At 65.9% G+C, this 18,507-nt stretch carries 17 protein-coding genes; 8 read left to right on the top strand and 9 right to left on the bottom strand.

What is annotated here, in order from left to right:
* The first annotated feature begins 1 nt into the window (after nucleotide 1).
* Together R6258_RS17680 and R6258_RS17675 are read left to right on the top strand one after the other, a co-directional pair.
* Complete coding sequence (locus R6258_RS17680) at nucleotides 2–3,082, top strand: FAD-binding and (Fe-S)-binding domain-containing protein (RefSeq protein WP_318453107.1); 3,081 nt, start codon at nucleotides 2–4, stop codon at nucleotides 3,080–3,082.
* A 54-nt stretch (nucleotides 3,083–3,136) separates the two neighbouring features.
* Entirely contained in the window at nucleotides 3,137–4,162 is a 1,026-nt protein-coding gene (locus R6258_RS17675; protein WP_318453105.1) for an SDR family oxidoreductase, read from the top strand.
* Nucleotides 4,163–4,181: 19 nt separating this feature from the next.
* Here R6258_RS17675 and R6258_RS17670 read toward each other — a convergent pair whose 3' ends face one another.
* The 7 genes from R6258_RS17670 to phaR all read right to left on the bottom strand — a co-directional run bounded on the left by R6258_RS17670 (nucleotide 4,182) and on the right by phaR (nucleotide 9,154).
* Complete coding sequence (locus tag R6258_RS17670; protein ID WP_318453103.1) at nucleotides 4,182–4,787, bottom strand: DNA-3-methyladenine glycosylase 2 family protein; 606 nt, start codon at nucleotides 4,785–4,787, stop codon at nucleotides 4,182–4,184.
* Nucleotides 4,788–4,797: 10 nt separating this feature from the next.
* Entirely contained in the window at nucleotides 4,798–5,439 is a 642-nt protein-coding gene (gene coq7, locus R6258_RS17665; protein ID WP_318453101.1) for a 2-polyprenyl-3-methyl-6-methoxy-1,4-benzoquinone monooxygenase, read from the bottom strand.
* A 155-nt stretch (nucleotides 5,440–5,594) separates the two neighbouring features.
* Nucleotides 5,595–5,936: a histidine triad nucleotide-binding protein gene (locus R6258_RS17660; protein WP_318453099.1), complete on the bottom strand. Its 342-nt coding sequence runs from the start codon at nucleotides 5,934–5,936 to the stop codon at nucleotides 5,595–5,597.
* A gap of 29 nt (nucleotides 5,937–5,965) precedes the next feature.
* On the bottom strand, nucleotides 5,966–6,838 hold the full coding sequence (locus R6258_RS17655; RefSeq protein ID WP_318453097.1) for a phosphoribulokinase: 873 nt from the start codon (nucleotides 6,836–6,838) through the stop codon (nucleotides 5,966–5,968).
* A gap of 1 nt (nucleotide 6,839) precedes the next feature.
* Nucleotides 6,840–7,289, bottom strand: a complete 450-nt coding sequence (locus R6258_RS17650; protein WP_318453095.1) for a thioesterase family protein — start codon at nucleotides 7,287–7,289, stop codon at nucleotides 6,840–6,842.
* 41 nt (nucleotides 7,290–7,330) lie between these two features.
* Nucleotides 7,331–8,617, bottom strand: coding sequence for a phosphoribosylamine--glycine ligase (purD, locus tag R6258_RS17645; protein ID WP_318453093.1), 1,287 nt, complete (start codon nucleotides 8,615–8,617; stop codon nucleotides 7,331–7,333).
* Nucleotides 8,618–8,698: 81 nt separating this feature from the next.
* Nucleotides 8,699–9,154, bottom strand: a complete 456-nt coding sequence (phaR, locus tag R6258_RS17640; protein ID WP_318453091.1) for a polyhydroxyalkanoate synthesis repressor PhaR — start codon at nucleotides 9,152–9,154, stop codon at nucleotides 8,699–8,701.
* A gap of 133 nt (nucleotides 9,155–9,287) precedes the next feature.
* On the opposite strand from phaR, the gene R6258_RS17635 reads away from it, so the two are divergent.
* Entirely contained in the window at nucleotides 9,288–10,001 is a 714-nt protein-coding gene (locus R6258_RS17635) for a 16S rRNA (uracil(1498)-N(3))-methyltransferase (RefSeq protein ID WP_318453090.1), read from the top strand.
* A gap of 52 nt (nucleotides 10,002–10,053) precedes the next feature.
* On the opposite strand, the gene R6258_RS17630 is transcribed toward R6258_RS17635, so the two are convergent.
* Nucleotides 10,054–11,100, bottom strand: coding sequence for a DUF748 domain-containing protein (locus R6258_RS17630; protein WP_318453088.1), 1,047 nt, complete (start codon nucleotides 11,098–11,100; stop codon nucleotides 10,054–10,056).
* A 61-nt stretch (nucleotides 11,101–11,161) separates the two neighbouring features.
* Entirely contained in the window at nucleotides 11,162–12,460 is a 1,299-nt protein-coding gene (locus tag R6258_RS17625) for a lytic murein transglycosylase (protein WP_318453086.1), read from the bottom strand.
* Between the two features lie 541 nt (nucleotides 12,461–13,001).
* Here R6258_RS17625 and R6258_RS17620 point away from each other — a divergent pair.
* Genes R6258_RS17620 through R6258_RS17600 form a run of 5 tightly spaced genes read left to right on the top strand, consistent with a single transcriptional unit; the run spans nucleotide 13,002 to nucleotide 18,505 of the window.
* Complete coding sequence (locus tag R6258_RS17620) at nucleotides 13,002–15,806, top strand: monovalent cation/H+ antiporter subunit A (protein WP_318453084.1); 2,805 nt, start codon at nucleotides 13,002–13,004, stop codon at nucleotides 15,804–15,806.
* Nucleotides 15,806–16,156 carry a Na+/H+ antiporter subunit C gene (locus tag R6258_RS17615; RefSeq protein WP_318453082.1) on the top strand — a complete coding sequence of 117 codons (351 nt, stop codon included), beginning with the start codon at nucleotides 15,806–15,808 and terminating at the stop codon, nucleotides 16,154–16,156. Before R6258_RS17620 ends, R6258_RS17615 begins: the two co-directional genes overlap by 1 nt.
* Nucleotides 16,153–17,748, top strand: a complete 1,596-nt coding sequence (locus R6258_RS17610) for a monovalent cation/H+ antiporter subunit D (protein WP_318453080.1) — start codon at nucleotides 16,153–16,155, stop codon at nucleotides 17,746–17,748. Before R6258_RS17615 ends, R6258_RS17610 begins: the two co-directional genes overlap by 4 nt.
* Nucleotides 17,745–18,242 carry a Na+/H+ antiporter subunit E gene (locus R6258_RS17605; protein ID WP_318453078.1) on the top strand — a complete coding sequence of 166 codons (498 nt, stop codon included), beginning with the start codon at nucleotides 17,745–17,747 and terminating at the stop codon, nucleotides 18,240–18,242. The genes R6258_RS17610 and R6258_RS17605 overlap by 4 nt, the downstream gene beginning before the upstream one ends.
* Entirely contained in the window at nucleotides 18,236–18,505 is a 270-nt protein-coding gene (locus R6258_RS17600) for a K+/H+ antiporter subunit F (RefSeq protein WP_318453076.1), read from the top strand. The genes R6258_RS17605 and R6258_RS17600 overlap by 7 nt, the downstream gene beginning before the upstream one ends.
* Nucleotides 18,506–18,507: the final 2 nt, after the last annotated feature.

Raw genomic sequence — 18,507 nt, 5'->3', positions numbered from 1 at the left:
GGTGAACCATCCATTATCCGAACCCTCGAGTAGCGACTCGCGCGGCGACTTCCGGGATCTCGCCGAGGAACTGAGCGCCGTCATCGACGGGGAAGTCCGCTTCGATGCCGGTAGCCGGGCGCTCTACGCCAACGACGCCTCGAACTATCGCCAGCCGCCGATCGGCGTCGTGATCCCCAGAACCATCGAGGATATCGTCGCCACGCACCGCTTGTGTCACGCCTTCGACGTGCCCCTGCTGTCACGCGGGGCGGGAACCAGCCTGTCAGGGGAGACGGTCAATCATGCGGTGGTGATGGATCACTCGAAATACCTCGACAAGATCGTCGACATCGATGCCGACAAGCAGCGGATCACGGTGCAACCCGGGGCCATCAACGACAAGGTCAACCAGGCGCTCGGTCCCTACAACCTTGTCTTCCCCCCCGATCCGTCCACCCACAAGTGGTGTACCGTGGGCGGCAACATCGGCAACAACTCCTGCGGCATCCACTCGGTGCAGGCGCAGTTCTACGGCCATGGCCCACGTTCGAGCGACAACGTGCATTCGCTGGACATCCTGACCTACGACGGCGTACGCATGACGCTCAAGGATCGTTACAGCGAAGAGGAAATCGACGCGATCATCAGCGAGGGCGGGCGCAAGGGCGAGATATTCGCCAGGCTCAAGGCTCTGCGCGACAAGTACGCCGATCAGATTCGCAAGTACTACCCGCAGATCGAGAACATGCCGCGGCGCGTGTCGGGCTACAACCTCGACGATCTGTTGCCCGAGAACAACTTCAACCTGGCAAGCGCGATGTGCGGCACCGAAGGCACCTGCATGACGGTGCTCCACGCCACCCTCAAGCTGACCCGGAACGTCAAGCACCGCACGCTGACGGTGATCGGCTTCGAAGACATCGCTGCCGCCGGCGACCACGCCGACACGATCATGAAGGCCCAGCCGATCGCGGTGGAAGGCATCGACCATCGCCTGTTCAGCGACGAGATCAAGCAGCACATGCATGAAGGCGTGCTCAAGAAGCTGCCCGAAGGATGCGCCTATCTGCTGGTCGAATTCGGCGGCGACAACGCCGAGGAGACCGACAAGAAGGCCAAGGATCTCATCGAAGAACTCAAAAAGACCAAAAGCGCGCCCACCGGCTACCAGATCATCGACGACAAGGAACATGCCGCCCAGCTGTGGACCGTGCGCGAGGCGGGGCTCGGCGCGACCGCCTTTCCACCGCCGGATAAGCAACCACACTGGCCGGGCTGGGAGGATTCCGCTGTCGCGCCCAAGGACGTCGGCAACTACGTGCGCGATTTGCACAAGCTCTACGACAAATACGGCTACGTCGGCGCGCTGTACGGTCACTTCGGTCAGGGCTGCATCCATTCGCGCATCGACTTCGACCTGCGCTCCGAGGAAGGCGTCGATAAATTTCGCGATTTCATGGAAGAAGCCGCCGAGTTGGTCACCTCCTACGGCGGATCGCTATCCGGCGAGCACGGCGACGGCCAGGCGCGCGCCGAGTTGCTCGATAGGATGTACGGCAAGGAGCTGGTCGAGGCCTTCCGCGAATTCAAGCGCATCTGGGACCCGCAGTGGAAGATGAATCCCGGCAAGGTCGTCGATGCCTACCGGCTCGACGAGAACCTACGCCTGCTCAACTACCATCCGGACGAGCCCGAAACCCAGTTCGCCTACCCCGACGACTCGCGGCGTTTCTCGGAAGCCGCGATCCGTTGCGTTGGCGTCGGCAAGTGCCGCAGCGACGAAAGCGGCACCATGTGTCCCAGCTACATGGTCACCCGCGAGGAGAAGCACACTACCCGCGGACGCGCGCGGCTCTTGTTCGAAATGATGGATGGCGGCGTGATCAAGGAGGGCTGGCGCTCGGAAGAGGTCAAGGAGTCGCTCGATCTATGCCTAGCCTGCAAAGGCTGCAAGGGTGATTGTCCGGTCAGCGTCGACATGGCGACCTACAAGGCCGAATTCCTCTCGCACTACTATGAGGGGCGGCTGCGGCCGATTCCGCATTATGCCTTCGGCTTCATCGATCGCTGGTCGCGGCTGGCCTCGAAGCTACCGGTACTGACCAACTTCGTCACCCAGGCGCCGGTGTTGCGCACCATCGCCAAGCGCGTCGTGTCGATGCCCGAGCAGCGCCAGGTTCCGGTGTACGCGCCCGAGACCTTCAAGGCCTGGTTCGCCAAGCGCCCGATCGTCAACGAGCACGGCACGCCGGTGATGCTGTGGGCGGACACCTTCAACAACCACTTCTACCCCGATACCGCACAGGCGGCGACCAGGGTACTCGAAGCAGCGGGCTACCGTGTGGTACCGCCCCCCGAAGGGATGTGCTGCGGACGCCCGTTCTATGACTTCGGCATGCTCGACAATGCCAAGGAGTACCTGCACAACGTCATGGACACGCTGAGCGAGCAGATCGACAACGACATGCCGATCATCGGTCTTGAGCCGTCGTGCGTGTCGGTGTTCCGCGACGAGCTCACCAATCTGTTTCCCGACGATGACCGCGCCAACCGGCTCAGGGAAAACAGCGTCATGCTCAGCGAGTTCCTGATCCACCACACCGACGGCTACGAACCGCCGCAGCTCAGGCGCAAGGCGCTGGTGCACGGCCACTGCCACCACAAGGCGATCGTGCATCTCGACGCCGAAAAGCAACTGCTCGAGAAGATGGGGCTCGACTACGAAGTACTCGACTCCGGTTGCTGCGGCATGTCCGGTTCGTTCGGTTTCGAGCGCGAGAAGTACAACGTCTCGATCGGTGCCGGCGAACGCGTGCTGCTGCCCAAGGTCCGCGATGCCGACGAAGACACGTTGATCATCGCCAACGGCTTCAGCTGCCGCGAGCAAATAGGCCAGACCACGCCACGCCAGGCGCTGCATATCGCCGAGGTGCTGCAGATGGCGCTCGACCAGGCGCCCGTCAGCCAGCACCCGCCGGAAGCCGCTATCGTCGAGCGCCGTCGACATGCCCAGCGGCGCGCCAACCAGCGCGCCGCGGTGACCGCCGGCGCCATGGCTGCGGCCGGGTTGGCGCTGTGGAAACTGAGTCGTCGGCGCTGATGCCCGACGACGAGCATGGACACTGATTCATCATTCCGGAAACAAGGAGGTGGAATGAACGCACATAGCGAGCGGCATGAAATCGTCGTGATCACCGGCGCCAGCGCCGGCCTGGGCCGCGCCACGGCCCGCGAATTTGCCCGCCACGGCGCCCATCTCGGATTGATCGGACGCGACCCGAGGCGGCTCGAGGCGGTGCGCAGCGAGGTCGAGGCGCTCGGCGCCCGGTCGGTCGTGGTCAGCGCCGACGTCGCCGACGCCCGGCAGGTCGAGGCCGCCGCCGAGCGCATCGAGGCCGAACTCGGCCCCATCGACATCTGGATAAACGGCGCCATGACCACGGTGTTCTCGCCGCTGCACGAGATGAGCGCCGAGGAATTCAAGCGGGTCACCGAAGTCACCTACCTGGGCAACGTCAACGGCACCCTGGCGGCGCTCAAGCGCATGCGTCCACGCGACCACGGAACCATCGTGCAGGTCGGCTCGGCGCTCGCCTACCGGCCGATTCCGCTGCAGACCGCCTATTGCGGCGCCAAGCACGCCATCAAGGGTTATACCGAGGGGCTACGCTGCGAGCTGATGAACGAGGGCAGCCACGTGCATGTCACGCTCGTCGAAATGCCGGGGCTCAATACGCCGCAGTTCGACTGGTGCCGCAGCCATCTGCCCAAACGCGCGCGGCCTGTCGCCCCGGTCTACCAGCCCGAGGTCGGTGCACGCGCGATCTACTGGGCGGCCCATCATCGTCGTCGCCAGCTCTACGTCGGTATCTCTTCGCTGCTGACCATCTGGGGCAACAAGCTCGCGCCGGGGCTGATGGACCGCTATCTGGCTCATAACGCCGTCAGCGGCCAGCAGACCGGCGAGCCGGAAGATTCGAGTCGCGCCGACAATCTGTGGCAGCCGGTCACCGGCGACCGGGGCGCCCGTGGGCGCTTCAACAATGAAGCCCACCCCCAAAGCATGCAGCTGTGGGCAACCACCCACCGTCGCGAAATCGGCCTCGCCGTGGGCGCCACGGTGCTGCTCGGCGTCCTGCTGGGGAGCCGCAGGGTGCGGCGTCCGCTACTGGGGCGGTGATGGCGGGAACGCTGCGCGGCTAGAGCGGAGGTGCGTCGACGTGGCGCCACATATACAGGGCGAGATAAGAGCGGTGCGGGGCGAAGCGCGCGGCGGTGCGCACGGTCTTGCGCCGCGGGCTGGTCAGCCGGGTCAGGGTCTTGCGGGCGGCGACGTCGCCATCGGGCCAGACGTCCTCGTCGCCGAAATAGAAGATCGAGATCATGTCCGCCGTCCACTGACCGACGCCCCACAGCGCGGTCAGCCGGCTCGCCCGCTCGACGGGGTCGAGCGGGCGTAGCGTCTCGGCCTCCAGCCCGCCGGCGCGAGCCTCGGCGGCGATGGCGCAGATCGACCGAACCTTGGCGGACGACAAGCCGCAGGCGCGGATCGCCTCAAAGTTGCCGTCGTGGAAGAACTCGGTCAACGCCATTTCTCCGCACGCAACTTCGACCCGGGTCCAGATCGAGCGCGCCGCCTTGACCGAGAGTTGCTGGCCGGCCACCGAGCGACATAGCCGCTCGGCCAGCGGCGCTCCGGCGTCGCCTTGCAACGCGACCGGGCCGCCACGAACCATGGCATCGTGAAGCGCTGGGCTGAGCGCCTCGGCGATAGCCAGAAAGCGGGTGTGGATCGCTTCGCTCATCGCTGGCCGCTCAGAAGCGATACACGCTGCGAGTCATCACCTTCGACATCAACGACATGCCCCACTTGACCGGCGCCGGGAAACGCGTGCCGCCGGCTTCGAGCGCCCAGCGTGCATGATGGGCCTCGTCCTCGCGCATCTGCTCGAGCACTTCGCGCGAGCGCCGGTCGCCGCGCGGCAACTGCTCGAGGTGCGCATCGAGATGCTTGCCGACCTGCTCCTCGGTGGCGTTGACGAAGCCCAGGCTGAGTCGGTCGCCGACGGCACCGGCCAGCGCGCCCATGCCGAACGAGGCGGCGTAGAACAGCGGATTGAGATAGCTGGTGCGCCCGTTGAGTTCGACCAATCGCGCATCGCACCAGGCCAGGTGGTCGATCTCCTCCTGCGCGGCCTGCTCCATCTGCACACGGGTATCGGCGAGCTTGGCGGTCATTCCCTGCCCCTGATAGAGCGCCTGGGCGCATACCTCGCCGGTATGGTTGATGCGCATGAGCCCGATGGCGTGGCGCCGCTCGAGCTCATCGAGCGACTCGTCACGGGTAGCGCCGGCGGGCGACGGCCGCGATGGCTGCGCGGCGTGCGGCACCAGGGTCCGCAGGATGGTATCGAACTGGTGGATCAGCTGATCGCTGCGAGTCAGCTTGCGAAGCATGGCGGTTTCCTCGATCGATAAGGCTATGTGAGGCAGCGTGCGTCAATGCAGCGTCTAACGAGACGGGCCGCGCGCGACGACGGTCGTGAACGGCCCGGTATGCCCCGTTGGAGACGCGCGCTCTGGGGGATCGCGACTCGTGCGCCGATCGCCGGCTACCCAGCCGGCCAGGTAAAGCGGCGGCCGCCCAGCAGGTGCATGTGTATATGATAGACCGACTGGCCGCCGTCTTCATTGCAGTTCATCACCACCCGATAACCGTCGTCGGCGAAGCCGAACTCACGGGCCAGGTTGGCGGCGGTGAACTGCAGCCGGCCGACCACTGCGAGATCGCCCTCCTCGATGTCGTTCAAGGTGGCGATGTGCTTCTTGGGCACGATCAACACGTGGCGCGGCGCCTGCGGGTTGATGTCGTTGAAGGCCAGCACGTGGTCGTCCTCGTAGACCACGTCGGGCTCGATCTCGCGGTCGATCATCTTGCAGAACAGGCAATCCATGGCTCTCTCCTCGCCAGTGATAACAGTCGTCAACGAAAGCGGCGCTGGGCCAGCAGATGACGCACCAGCGGCCCGAGAATCAGTTCCATCGCCAGCGACAGCCGCGCGCCGGGCACCACCAGGGTGTGCGGACGACTCATGAAGGCATCCTGGATCATCGCCAGCAGATAGGGGAAGTCCACCGTCGACGGATCGCGGAAGCGGATCACCACGAACGACTCGGCGTCGGTGGGGATGTCCTGGATCTCGAAGGGGTTGGAGGTATCCACCGTGGGCACGCGCTGGAAATTGATGTGGGTGCGCGAGAACTGCGGCTGGATGTAGCGCACGTAGTCGTGCATGCGCCCCAGGATGGTGTCGATCACCGCCTCCTGGGTATAGCCGCGCAGCTTGGTGTCGCGATCGATCTTCTGGATCCACTCGAGGTTCATGGTCGGCGCCACGCCGACCAGCAGGTCGACGTGCCGGGCGATGTCGCAGTCGCCGGTGACCAGCCCGCCGTGCAATCCCTCGTAGAACAGCAGGTCGGTCCCGCACGGCAGGTCCTGCCATTCGGTGAAGGTGCCGACCTTGTAGCCGGCCTCGATCATGCGCTTGTCTTCGGCATGAATGTAATGCCGGTAGGTGCCGGAGCCTTGTTCGCCGTACTCATTGAACAGCGCCTCGAGGCGGTCGAGCAGGTTGGCGCCCACCGCGAAATGCGAGAGTTCGTCGGTGCGCTCGGGCTCCTCGCGGAAGATTCGCGTCAGCTCTTCCTTGGTGTAGCGATGGAAGGCGTCGCCGTCGACGAAGGCGGCGTGGACGTCCTCGCGGGTGAACATGCGCTCGAAGGTGCGGCGCACGGTGGTGGTGCCGGCGGCCGACGAGCCGGTCACCGCGACGATCGGATACTCGCGGGACATCTCAGCGGGCTCCCACGCGCTGGGCGGCGGCCAGGGCGTCGTTGAAGCTCGCCGGCACGTCGACCGGACGGCCCTGCTCGGGGTCGAGCAGCACCAGCCCGATGCGTGCCACGGCCACCGTGCGCTCATCGGCGGGCCGCACCAGCCGCTGGTACACGGTCAGCGCCTTGCCCTCGACCGGCGGGATGGCGGTCTCCGCGGTCAGCGCGTCGCCCCAGCGCGACTCGCTGCGGTACTGGATGGCCAGCTCGGCGACCACGCTGGGATGGCCGGCGACGTCCCATTCGTGATGACCCAGCGCCTCGAAGGCCTGCGCACGGGCTTCGTGCAGCAGGCCGACGATGGCGTCGTGGCCGAGGTGGCGACCGTAGTTGATATCGCTGATGCGCACCGCCAGGGCGTACCGATGCAGGCACTGGGCCTGCGGAAACTCGATGTCGAGTCGTTGCATGGTCAACTCCCTGTCAGTAGGCGCGTGCGTGACGGTAGCCGTCAGGACTCCCGGGCCACCGCCCGATAGGCGATGTCGCGACGATAGAGGGCTTCGTCCCAGTGGATCGCGGCGACCCCGTCGTAGGCGCGATCGCGGGCGCGCGAGACCCGCTCGCCCAAGGCGGTTACGCATAGCACGCGGCCACCGCTGGTGACGATCCGACCTTGGTCGTTTTCCGCCGTCCCGGCATGGAAGACCTTGCAGCCGGCGGCTTCGGCGGCTTCCAGCCCCTCGATCGCATCGCCCTTGCGGTAGCTGCCCGGATAGCCGCCGGCGGCCATCACCACGCCCACCGCGGCACGCGTGTCCCACTCACAGGTCTCGCCGTTAAGCCGGCCTTCGGCGCCGGCCAGGCACAGCTTGACCAGGTCGCTCTTGAGGCGCATCAGGATCGGCTGGGTCTCGGGATCGCCGAAGCGGCAGTTGTACTCGATCACCTTGGGCGCGCCCTGGGCATCGATCATCAGCCCGGCGTACAGAAAGCCTGAGTAGGGATGCCCCTCGGCGGCCATGCCACGCACCGTCGGCAGGATCACTTCGTCGATGACGCGCTGGTAGACCGCCTCGGTCACCACCGGCGCCGGCGAGTAGGCGCCCATGCCGCCGGTGTTGGGACCGCTATCGCCGTCGCCGGCGCGCTTGTGGTCCTGGCTGGTGGCCATCGGCAACACATGCTCGCCGTCGACCATGACGATGAAGCTGGCCTCCTCGCCGTCGAGGAACTCCTCGATCACCACCCGCGCGCCAGCGTCGCCGAAAGCGTTGGCCTCGAGCATGTCGCGGATCGCCGCCTCGGCCTCGGCGTCGCTCATGGCCACGATCACGCCCTTGCCGGCGGCCAGGCCGTCGGCCTTGATGACGATCGGCGCGCCGCGCTCGGCCAGGTAGGCCAGCGCCGGCTCGACGGCGGTGAAGGTCGCGTATTCGGCGCTGGGGATCGCGTGGCGGGCCAGGAAGTCCTTGGTGAACGCCTTGGAGCCTTCGAGCTGGGCCGCCGCCTGGGTCGGCCCGAAGATCGCCAGGCCGGCGGCGCGGAAGCGATCGACCACGCCGGCGACCAACGGCGCCTCGGGGCCGACGATGGTCAGCCCGATCGCCTGCTCGCGGGCGAAGGCTTCGAGCCCGGCCAGATCGTCGGCGGCGATCGCCACGTTGGTCAGCTTGGGCTCGCGCGCCGTGCCGGCGTTGCCGGGCGCGACATACACGCAATCCACGTAGGGAGACTGAGCGGCTTTCCAGGCCAGGGCGTGCTCGCGGCCACCGCCGCCGATGATCAGAACCTTCATTGACTAACCTTGCTCGCGAGTGGGGAATCGATCCGCGGCATTATGTCAGAAAGCGTGACGCGCTGCCCGGCCGCGACGGGCTCAGTCGTCCTCGCCGTCTTCGCGCTTTTGCTGGGTGCGGTTCATCGTCTGCTGCCAGAAGCGCATGTTCTCCTCGGCCATCTCGCGCATCAATTCCATCGGCGTGTGGCGCATGGCCTGCTGCCACTGGTCCTTGAAGTGCTTCTGCTGCTCGAGCATCAGCTGGGTGCCCTGCTCCAGGTAACGCGCCAGCGGCAATGGCTGCGACATGGCGTAGATCCGGATCATCTGGGTCAGCAGGTCGTTGGAGAACACCTCGGCGTCGCTGTCGGCCTGCTCCTGCTCGATGATGATCGACAGCAGGATGGTCCGCGTCAGGTCCTCGCCGCTCTTGGCGTCCTCGACACGGAACGGCTCGTCGTCGAGAATCAGTCGCCGCAGATCCTCGAGCGTCACGTAACGACTCTGCTGGGTATCGTAGAGTCGGCGATTGGCATATTTACGTATCACTCGCACGGCGCTGTTCCTCATCGTTAGTCGGTAACGATGCATTGTGCACCGCACCCCTTTTCTTGCAAACCATAGCTGCAAACCACTGTCAGTCGCAGCGCCCTCGGCTATCATGGCCGTCCGCGTGCCCGGAGTGCCCATGAATCTGATCCTGCTCGACCCCGCCGACCTGGACGCCGACGGCCAGGCTCGCGTCAGCGACCCGCGCCGCCTGCGCCATCTGCGCGAGGTGCATCGCGCCACACCCGGCGACAGCCTGACGGTGGGTGTCCGCGATGGCCGCTGGGGCACGGCGCGACTGGCGACGCTGGACGCGCATGCGGCGCTGTTCGCCGAGCTCGCTCTCGACCAGCCGCCCCCGCCGCCGCTGCCGGTGCACCTGGTGCTGGCCCTGCCGCGCCCGCGCATGCTGGCCCGGACGCTGGAGCACGTCACCGCGCTGGGGGTCAAGCGGATCACCCTGCTGCACACGCGACGCGTCGAGAAGAGCTATTGGCAGTCGCCCGAACTGGCACCGACGAAGATCCACGACCATCTGGTGCTGGGGCTCGAGCAGGCGCGCGATACCGTTCTGCCGACGGTCACCTGCGAGCCGCGCTTCAAGCCGTTCATCGAGGACCGGCTGCCCGGGCTGCTGGCCGGCCGGCAGGGGCTGCTCGCCCACCCGGGAATGGACGAACCCTGCCCGCGCGGCATCGACCAAGCCAGCGTGCTGCTGATCGGCCCCGAGGGTGGCTTCATTCCCTACGAGGTGGAGTGTTTGCTCGCCGCGGGCTGCCGGGGCATCCACCTCGGCGAGCGCATCCTGCGCGTCGAGACGGCGGTCACCGCCTTGCTGGCGCGGCTTTTCTGAGCAGTGCCGCTGCCCCCTGGCCAAAGGGCCGGTCCGCCAAGACCGGTGACGGCTATTCCTTCTTGAAGTTGGCCTGGTAGGCGTCGACGAAGGCGTTGTGCAGTACCGAGACGAATGCCTGCCAGGCGCTGATGTCCTGCTGGTCGAGGTTGCCGCGGATCTCTATCTGCGAGGCCAGGCGATCCTCGGGGTGATTGCGGAACAGCCAGCCGACCCCGCCGACCAGGGCCTCCCAGGCGGCGTTGAGCACACCCTCCTCGGCGTCCTCCTCGAGATCAAGGATGTCGACGTTATCGAGCAGTGGCTTGGCGAAGCCCTGCAACTGGCCATCGTTGGCCTCGAGTTCCATCACGAAATCCCCCGAGCCCGACTCGAAGTTGAAGTTGCCGTAGGCCTCGGTCAGCTCGTTGAGCCGGGTCAGATCGATGCCGGTCACCCGCAATTGCATGGTGAAATCCTGCATGTCGCCGAGCGGATCGATACTGGCGTGGAATTCGGTAGACGCCTGATTGAGCATCAGCCCCGTGGCGTCGATGTCGGCCACCTGCGCGCCTTCGCGGCGGTCGGCATTGCTCAGGTTGGTGGCCGTGGCGTCGAGTTCGGAAATCTCCAGGTCCACCGGCGGCTGCGAGCTGAAGTTGCGGAAGTGAACCCGGCCGTTGACCACCCGCAACAGGTTGAGCTCGATCGGCAGCAACTCCTGCATCGCCATCCGCCAGTCGGTGCCCTCGCCGGATTGGCCGCCCCCTTCGCCGGGGGTATCGACGAAGTTCAGCTCGGGGCTCATGAACACCGCCTCGGCGACGATCGCGCCCTTCCACAGCGCTCGCCAGCTGACCGAAAGGTCGAGCGCATCGGCGCGGAAGAACGGCACCTGCGTCTCCTCCTCCGCCTTGACGATGGTCAGGCCGTTGATCGTATAGGCGCCACGCCACAGGGCCAGGTCGACGTCCTCGATATGCCCGCGGTAGGCACCCATGTCGGCGAGTTGCTCGTTGAGGTAGTCGCGCACCAGCCCGGGCAGGGCCATGCGCAGCGCGACCAGGCCGACGACCAGCACGACGACGATGACCAGCGGCCAGCGATAGCGTCCCTTCATCTTCGTCTCCTCACGCCTTCCTTGTGAGTCTTGAGTTTAGCGGCTTAGCGCATTGTCGGCCTCAGTCGGCGGCGAGCCGCTCGAGCAACTCCACGGTGGCGAAGCCGTCCGGCGTTTGCCCCAGGCTGCGCTGGTATTCGCGCAGCCCGCGCCGGGTATTCGGCCCGATCACCCCATCCGGCGCACCGACATCGAAGCCATGCGCGTTGAGCAGTTGCTGGAGGCGCTTGACCTGGCTGCGCGACAGCGCCGGTTCCTGACGCGGCCAGTCACCGACCAGTCCCGGCTCGCCGGCCAGCCGCTCGGACAATAGGGCGACCGCCAGCGCATAGCTGGTCGAGGCGTTATAACGCATGATCACCCGAAAGTTGTGCCCCACCAGGAAGGCCGGTCCGTGGGCACCGGCCGGGGCGATGACCGAGGCCTGATCGAGCGCTGGCAGCTGCGCGCCGCGAACGCCACGCACGCCTTGCTCCAGCCACGCCTGAGACGAGCGGCGCACGTCGAGCTCGGTCTGGGCGTAATCGAACCCCTCGGGCAGTCGCACCTCGCTGCCCCACGGCTCGCCCTGGCGCCAGCCGGCGTCGGCCAGGTAATTGGCGGTCGAGGCCATGACATCGGCGATGCTGCCCCAGATGTCACGCCGGCCATCGCCATCGGCGTCGCGGGCGTGATCCTCGAAGCTCGACGGCAGGAACTGAGTGTGGCCCATGGCCCCGGCCCAAGAGCCGCGCATGTGCTCGCGATCGATGTCGCCACGCTGCAGGATGCGCAGCGCCGCGAGCAGCTCGCTGCGCGCGAAGTCGGGACGGCGACCGTCGTAGCCCAGCGTGGCCAGCGCGTCGATGGTCGAGAAGTTGCCGAAGTTGCTGCCGTAATTGCTCTCGATGCCCCAGATCGCCACCAGGATCTCGGCCGGTACGCCATAACGCCGGCTGGCGGCCTGGATCGAGGCTTGATGCTCGGCGAGTTGCGCACGGCCCTGCTCGACCCGGGCCGCCGAAACCGCGGTGTCGAGATAGTCCCAGACCTGGCGGGTGAATTCCGGCTGGGCGCGGTCGAGCTCGATGATACGCGGCAGGTAGCGGACGTCATCGAACGCCGCTGCCAGCGTCACCGCGTTGATGCCCTCGCCCAGCGCCTGGCGACGAAAGTCGGCGACCCAGGCGGCGAAGTCCTGGCGTACCGAACGCGCAACGGGTTCTCCAGCTTCGTGGTCCGCGGCGCCCGTTGCCTGGCCGGCCTCGGGTGCCAGCGTGGCATCGCGGCCCGCTATATCGGTGGTACTGGCGCTGACCTGGCAGCCGGCCAGGGGCATCAACAGTGTCAGGAGCAGCGAAACCGGTAGGCGACGAATCATGAAACTTCCTTGTCAGGCAATGAGCGAGTGACGTACGAAAATGCGCGCCTATCTTCTCGCACGTGAGACCGTGCGGCTAGCGCTTACATCCGATGAATCCCGTCCGGCTGCAGCGGCCTTCGCCGGGTTGCGCTAGATCGACGTCGGGGGGCATGGTAGAGTCGAGGACTGACTCCACGAAGGCGTCAGCCAACCGGCGTTTTATTCCAATAAAAACAGTGATTTAGCTTGATTCAGAGCGAATTTTTTCTTTCATGCCGGGAAGCCACGAGGGAGAAAGACACCATGACGGGCCACCCCCCGCGCGGACCTGCCCGCGCGCGCCGCCATACCGGTGCCGATACTCTGACCATCACGCGTCCGGTCGATCGCACTCCCGCCTGGATGTTGGCACCCCGTGCCGTACGCCTTCCGTTTCTCACCGACCCGCCTCTCGGTTTCGCTTGATGGTCGTTCACGCAACGGCTGAACTGTGACCTAATCGCAACCGCGCGCCACGCGCCGAATCCGCCAGAACGCCAACGACGAGAGCGAGTCGTTCATGCCGCTGTTATTGATTGTGCTGCTGCCCCTGGTGGGTAGCCTGCTGCCCATCATGAGTTCCAACGAGCGCCGTAGCGCCTGCACCGCCTTAGCGGCCGCACCAGTACTCATCGCTCTGGCAGTGGCGCTCTACCATACCGGCGCGGTCCTCGACGGCGAGGTATTCCGTCAGGCCTACAGCTGGATTCCGGCGCTGGACCTGAGCCTCGCCGTGCGTCTGGATGGCCTGTCGTTGCTGTTCGTGCTGCTGATCTTAGGGATAGGCCTGCTGATCATCGTCTATGCCCGCTACTACCTGTTAGCCAGCGATAACGCGCCGCGCTTCTACGCCTTCCTGCTGCTTTTCATGGCGGCGATGCTGGGCATCGTCATGGCCGACAACCTGCTCCTGCTGTGGTTCTTCTGGGAGCTCACCAGCCTGTCGTCGTTCCTGCTGATCGGCTATTGGTATCACCAGAGCGAGGCTCGCAAGGGCGCCCGCATGGCGCTCACCGTGACCGGGGCGGGCGGGTTGGCGCTACTCGCCGGCTTTCTGTTGCTGGGTCATATCGTCGGCAGCTACGACCTGCAGGTGGTGCTCGACAGCCGCGACATGATCCAGGCCGACCCGCGCTACCTGCCGGCGCTGCTGCTGGTGCTTGCCGGCGCCTTCACCAAGTCGGCACAGTTTCCCTTCCAGTTCTGGCTGCCTCACGCGATGGCCGCACCGACGCCGGTATCGGCCTTCCTGCATTCGGCGACCATGGTCAAGGCCGGCGTGTTCCTGCTGGCGCGCATGCATCCGGCCCTGGCCGGCAGCCCCGAATGGCTCTACCTGGTCGGTCTGACCGGTCTGGTTACGCTGCTCTACGGCGCCTATTTCGCGCTGCTCAAATACGATCTCAAGGGCGTGCTGGCCAACTCGACGATCAGTCACCTGGGGCTGATCACGCTGTTGCTGGGGCTGGACAGCGACATGGCCACGATCGCCGCGCTGTTCCACATCCTCAACCACGCCATCTTCAAGGCGGCGCTGTTCATGACCGCGGGGATTCTCGATCATGAGACCGGGACCCGCGACATCCGCAAGTTGCAGGGGCTATGGCGGGTGATGCCGCTGACCGCCGCCGTGGCGGTCATCGCCGGGGCGGCAATGGCCGGAGTGCCCTACTTCAACGGCTTCCTGTCCAAGGAGATGCTGCTCAAGGAGACTCTCGACACACACCTGCTGGGCGGGTTGGCATGGCTGATTCCGACGCTGGCGACGCTGGGCAGCCTGCTGTCGGCGGCCTATGCGGTGCGCCTGGTCTATAACGTGTTCTTCCACGGGCCCCTGCCAGAGTTGCCCAAGACAGCGCATGCACCGCCCAAGCTGATGATCGCCCCCGGGCTGTTGCTCGCCGCGCTGTGCCTGGTCATCGGCATCATGCCGGCGCTGAGCGTGACGGCGCTACTCACCGCGGCGGGCAATGCGGCGCTGGCAGCCGAGACGCCCGAACTGCACCTGACGGTGTGGCATGGTCTCAACCTGCCGCTATTGATGAGCGCTGTCGCGCTGATCGGCGGCGTGGCGCTGTATTGGCAACGCAGGCATCTATTCGCCTTTCAGCGCCAGTTTGGCGCGCGCGACGCGCGGCGGCTGTTCGAGGCCTCGGTCCAGAGTCTGGTGCACGGCACCCAACGACTCATCGATACCCTGGAAAACGGCTCGCTGCAGCGTTACATGCTGTGGCTGGTGATCACCATCCTGTGTCTGGTCGGCGGCACCCTGCTTGGCGCCACCGAACTGCGTGGCCCGCTACCGCTGCAGCCGCTCGACGGGCTGATCATCGCCGGTGCCGGCATGACGATATTCGCCGGCCTGGCCACGGCGCTACTGCATCGGCGACGGCTGATCTCGCTATTGATGCTGTCGATCGTCGGGCTGATGACCTCGCTGGCCTTCGCCCGCTTCTCGGCACCCGACCTGGCGCTGACCCAGCTGGCAGTCGAGGTGGTGACCATGATCCTACTGATGCTGGCGCTGTTCTTCCTGCCCCAGAGGACTCCCAAGGAATCCAGTGCCCCACGGATCCTGCGCGACGTCCTGCTGGCCTCTGCGTTCGGCGGCATCGTCGCCAGCCTCAACTTTGCGGTACTGACTCGACCGCTGGAATCGATCTCGCATTTCTTCATCGCCCAGAGCGTGCCGGGCGGCGGCGGGCACAACGTGGTCAACGTGATCCTGGTCGACTTCCGCGGTTTCGATACCCTGGGCGAGATCACCGTGCTGTGCATCGCCGCGGTGGGCATCTACAAGCTGCTCAACCGGCTGCGGCTGTTCATGCCGTCGAGCGATGCCGAGGGTCGCCCATGGTCGCGCGATCGCCATCCGCTGATCCTGATCAGCGTGTCGCAGACCATCCTGCCGCTGGCCCTGCTGGTGTCGATCTTCATCTTCCTGCGCGGTCACAACGCCCCGGGCGGCGGCTTCATCGCCGGCCTGGTCACCGCGGTGGCGTTGATTCTGCTGTACATCGCCCATGGCGTCGACTGGTGCCAGCAGCGCATGTCGTTCCAGTACCAGCCGCTCGCCGTCGCTGGCGTCGGCGTGGCGGCACTGACCGGCCTGGGCAGTTGGGCATTCGGCTACCCCTTCCTGACCTCGACGTTCGGCCATTTCCACGTCCCGCTGATCGGCGATATCGAGCTGGCCACCGCGCTACTCTTCGATCTCGGCGTCTACCTCACCGTGGTCGGTGCCACGCTAATGATCCTTGCCAATCTCGGCAAGCTGACCACCGCGCATCGTCCCAGCAAGCAAAAGGATAAGGAGAAGGCCTGATGGAAGCGCTGTTCTCGATGACCACCGGTGTGCTCGCCGCCTGCGGGCTGTTCCTGGCGCTGCGTGGCCGGACCTTCCCGGTGGTGGTGGGCCTGACGCTGCTCTCCTATGCCGTCAACCTGTTCCTGTTCTCGATGGGCGGCCTGACCACCGACGGCGCCGTGGTGATCGAAGGGCATGGCAGCGACTACGCCGACCCGCTGCCCCAGGCGCTGGTGCTCACGGCGATCGTCATCGGCTTCGCCATGACCGCTTTCTCGGTGATCCTGGCGATGCGTGCACGGGGCGACCTGGGCAGTGACCACGTCAACGGCAATCGTCTCGACGAGCCGCGGGAGGAGAGCAGTTGATGGATCACTTGATCGCCCTGCCCGTTCTGCTGCCACTGATCGCCGGGCTGGGGCTGCTGCTCAATCGCGAAGGACCGGCTACACCTCGGCGCATCGTTGGTCTCGCCGCCACGTCACTGTTGCTCGTGGTCTGCGCACTACTCCTGGTCCAGAGCGCCGATGGCACGATTCGCTATTACGCGCTGGGCGACTGGCAGCCACCGTTCGGCATCATCCTGGTCGTCGACCGGCTGTCGGCGCTGATGGTCACGCTGACCGCGCTGCTGGCACTCGGCAGTCTGCTCTACGCCAGCGCCGGCAGCGACGAAGAGGGCTCCAACTTCCATGGGCTGTTCCAACTACAGCTGATGGGTATCAATGGCGCCTTCCTGACCGGTGACCTGTTCAATCTGTTCGTGTTCTTCGAGGTGCTGCTGATCGCCTCCTATTCGCTGCTGATGCACGGCGGCGGCAAGGCGCGCATCCACTCGGGATTTCATTACGTGGTGCTCAATCTGGCCGGCTCGGCCCTGTTCCTGATCGGTCTGGGGGTGCTCTACGGCACCATCGGCACACTCAACATGGCCGACATGGCGGCGAAGGTGCCGGGCCTCGACAGCAGCCGGCTGGTGCTCGCCAAGGCCGGCGCCATGCTGCTGTTGGTGGTGTTCGGCCTGAAGTCGGCCATCCTGCCGCTGTACTTCTGGCTGCCGCGCGCCTATGCCTCGGCCCCGGCCCCGGTCGCCGCGCTGTTCGCGATCCTCACCAAGGTCGGCATCTACGCCATCCTGCGGGTCTTCACGCTGATATTCGGCGCCCAGGCCGGGGCGCTGGCCTATCTGGCCCAGCCCTGGGTCTGGTGGCTGTCGCTGGCGACCCTGGCACTGGGCGGGGTGGGTGTGCTCTCGTCACGCGACCTGCGCACCCAGGTCGCCTATCTGATCATCATCTCGGTGGGCACCCTGCTGGCCGGGATCGGCATGAACAGCATCGACGCCAACGCCGCCCTGCTCTACTACATGGTGCATACCACGCTGGTGACCGGCGGGCTGTTCCTGCTGGTCGATATCATCGCCCACCAGCGCGGCAAGGCCGGCGCACGCATCGTCCGCGGCCGGGCCGTCAATCAGGTGGCGCTGCTGGGCACGCTGTTCTTCATCGGCGCGCTGTCGGTGGCCGGGGTTCCGCCGTTTTCCGGCGCGGTCGGCAAGGCGCTGATCCTCAAGGCGGCCACCACCGCCCAACAGGTATGGCTGTGGCCGATATTGCTAATCAGCAGCCTGGCGGCGATCGTCGCCCTGTCGCGCACCGGCTCGACGCTATTCTGGCGGACCTCGGGGAGCGAGCGCCGCCGCGAACGCCACGAGAGCGGTGAACGCGACAAGGAGCACGAGCGCGACAAGGACAGCGAACGCGGCCAGCGCCGAGCCGGGGCGATGCGCACGGCCGGCATCCTGCTGCTGCTCGGCGCCTCGCCCTTGCTGGTGATCTTCGCCGGGCCGCTGACCGCCTTCACCAGCGCCGCGGCCGACCAACTGGCCGACCAGGAAGCGTACATACGCTCGATCGTCGAGCGCGAAACGCCCAGCGATACCACAGGAGGCGAGCCATGATTCCGGTACGACCCTGGTTGCCGATGCCGCTGCTCTCGGTGCTGTTGCTCGCCTTGTGGCTGATGCTGCAGCAGAGCGTATCAGTGGGTCAGTTGCTGCTCGGCGGTTTCCTGGCGCTGGGCATTCCGCTGATCATCCAGCCCTTCTGGGAGAGCCAGCCCACCGTCAAGCGTCCGTGGCTGTTGCTGCGCTACCTGCTGCGCGTACTCGGCGACATCATCGTCGCCAACTACGAGGTCTCCAAGCTGATCCTCAACCCGCGCAGCCGCATGAATCCGGTGTTCATCGAGTACCCACTGGAACTCAAGGAGGCCTTCACCATCACCATCCTCGCCAGCACGATCACGCTGACCCCGGGCACGGTCTCGGCCAACCTGCGTCGCGACCGGCGCACGCTGGTGATCCACGCGCTCGACGCCGAGGATGTGCAAGCCACCATCGACAAGATCCACCGTCGCTACGAGCGCCCGCTCAAGGAGATCTTCGAATGCTAGACATCGCGCTCTGGATCAGCCTGGCACTGTTCACCGCGGCGACGCTGTTGACGCTGTATCGCGCGGCAATCGGCCCCGATCTGCCCGATCGCATCCTGGCGCTGGACACCATGTACGTGAATTCCATCGCGCTGATCGTGCTGTTCGGCGTCTGGCTCAACGACAAGACCTATTTCGAGGCTGCGTTGCTGATCGCCATGCTGGGCTTCATCAGCACCGTGGCGGTCTGCAAGTACCTGCTACGCGGCGACATCATCGAATGAGG

Origin of the sequence: Halomonas sp. HP20-15, from assembly GCF_033446685.1 — a bacterium.
GTDB lineage: Bacteria > Pseudomonadota > Gammaproteobacteria > Pseudomonadales > Halomonadaceae > Modicisalibacter.
This window is presented reverse-complemented; position numbering and strand designations above follow the sequence as displayed.

What these genes read in the sequence shown, in the direction of transcription:
- R6258_RS17660 (WP_318453099.1), bottom strand. Translation starts at nt 5,936, where the DNA reads ATGGATTGCCTGTTCTGCAAGATGATCGACCGCGAGATCGAGCCCGAC.
- R6258_RS17655 (WP_318453097.1), bottom strand. Translation starts at nt 6,838, where the DNA reads ATGTCCCGCGAGTATCCGATCGTCGCGGTGACCGGCTCGTCGGCCGCC.
- R6258_RS17625 (WP_318453086.1), bottom strand. Translation starts at nt 12,460, where the DNA reads ATGATTCGTCGCCTACCGGTTTCGCTGCTCCTGACACTGTTGATGCCC.
- coq7 (WP_318453101.1), bottom strand. Translation starts at nt 5,439, where the DNA reads ATGCTTCGCAAGCTGACTCGCAGCGATCAGCTGATCCACCAGTTCGAT.
- R6258_RS17630 (WP_318453088.1), bottom strand. Translation starts at nt 11,100, where the DNA reads ATGAAGGGACGCTATCGCTGGCCGCTGGTCATCGTCGTCGTGCTGGTC.
- R6258_RS17600 (WP_318453076.1), top strand. Translation starts at nt 18,236, where the DNA reads ATGCTAGACATCGCGCTCTGGATCAGCCTGGCACTGTTCACCGCGGCG.
- R6258_RS17635 (WP_318453090.1), top strand. Translation starts at nt 9,288, where the DNA reads ATGAATCTGATCCTGCTCGACCCCGCCGACCTGGACGCCGACGGCCAG.
- R6258_RS17650 (WP_318453095.1), bottom strand. Translation starts at nt 7,289, where the DNA reads ATGCAACGACTCGACATCGAGTTTCCGCAGGCCCAGTGCCTGCATCGG.
- R6258_RS17615 (WP_318453082.1), top strand. Translation starts at nt 15,806, where the DNA reads ATGGAAGCGCTGTTCTCGATGACCACCGGTGTGCTCGCCGCCTGCGGG.
- purD (WP_318453093.1), bottom strand. Translation starts at nt 8,617, where the DNA reads ATGAAGGTTCTGATCATCGGCGGCGGTGGCCGCGAGCACGCCCTGGCC.
- R6258_RS17605 (WP_318453078.1), top strand. Translation starts at nt 17,745, where the DNA reads ATGATTCCGGTACGACCCTGGTTGCCGATGCCGCTGCTCTCGGTGCTG.
- R6258_RS17670 (WP_318453103.1), bottom strand. Translation starts at nt 4,787, where the DNA reads ATGAGCGAAGCGATCCACACCCGCTTTCTGGCTATCGCCGAGGCGCTC.
- R6258_RS17675 (WP_318453105.1), top strand. Translation starts at nt 3,137, where the DNA reads ATGAACGCACATAGCGAGCGGCATGAAATCGTCGTGATCACCGGCGCC.
- R6258_RS17620 (WP_318453084.1), top strand. Translation starts at nt 13,002, where the DNA reads ATGCCGCTGTTATTGATTGTGCTGCTGCCCCTGGTGGGTAGCCTGCTG.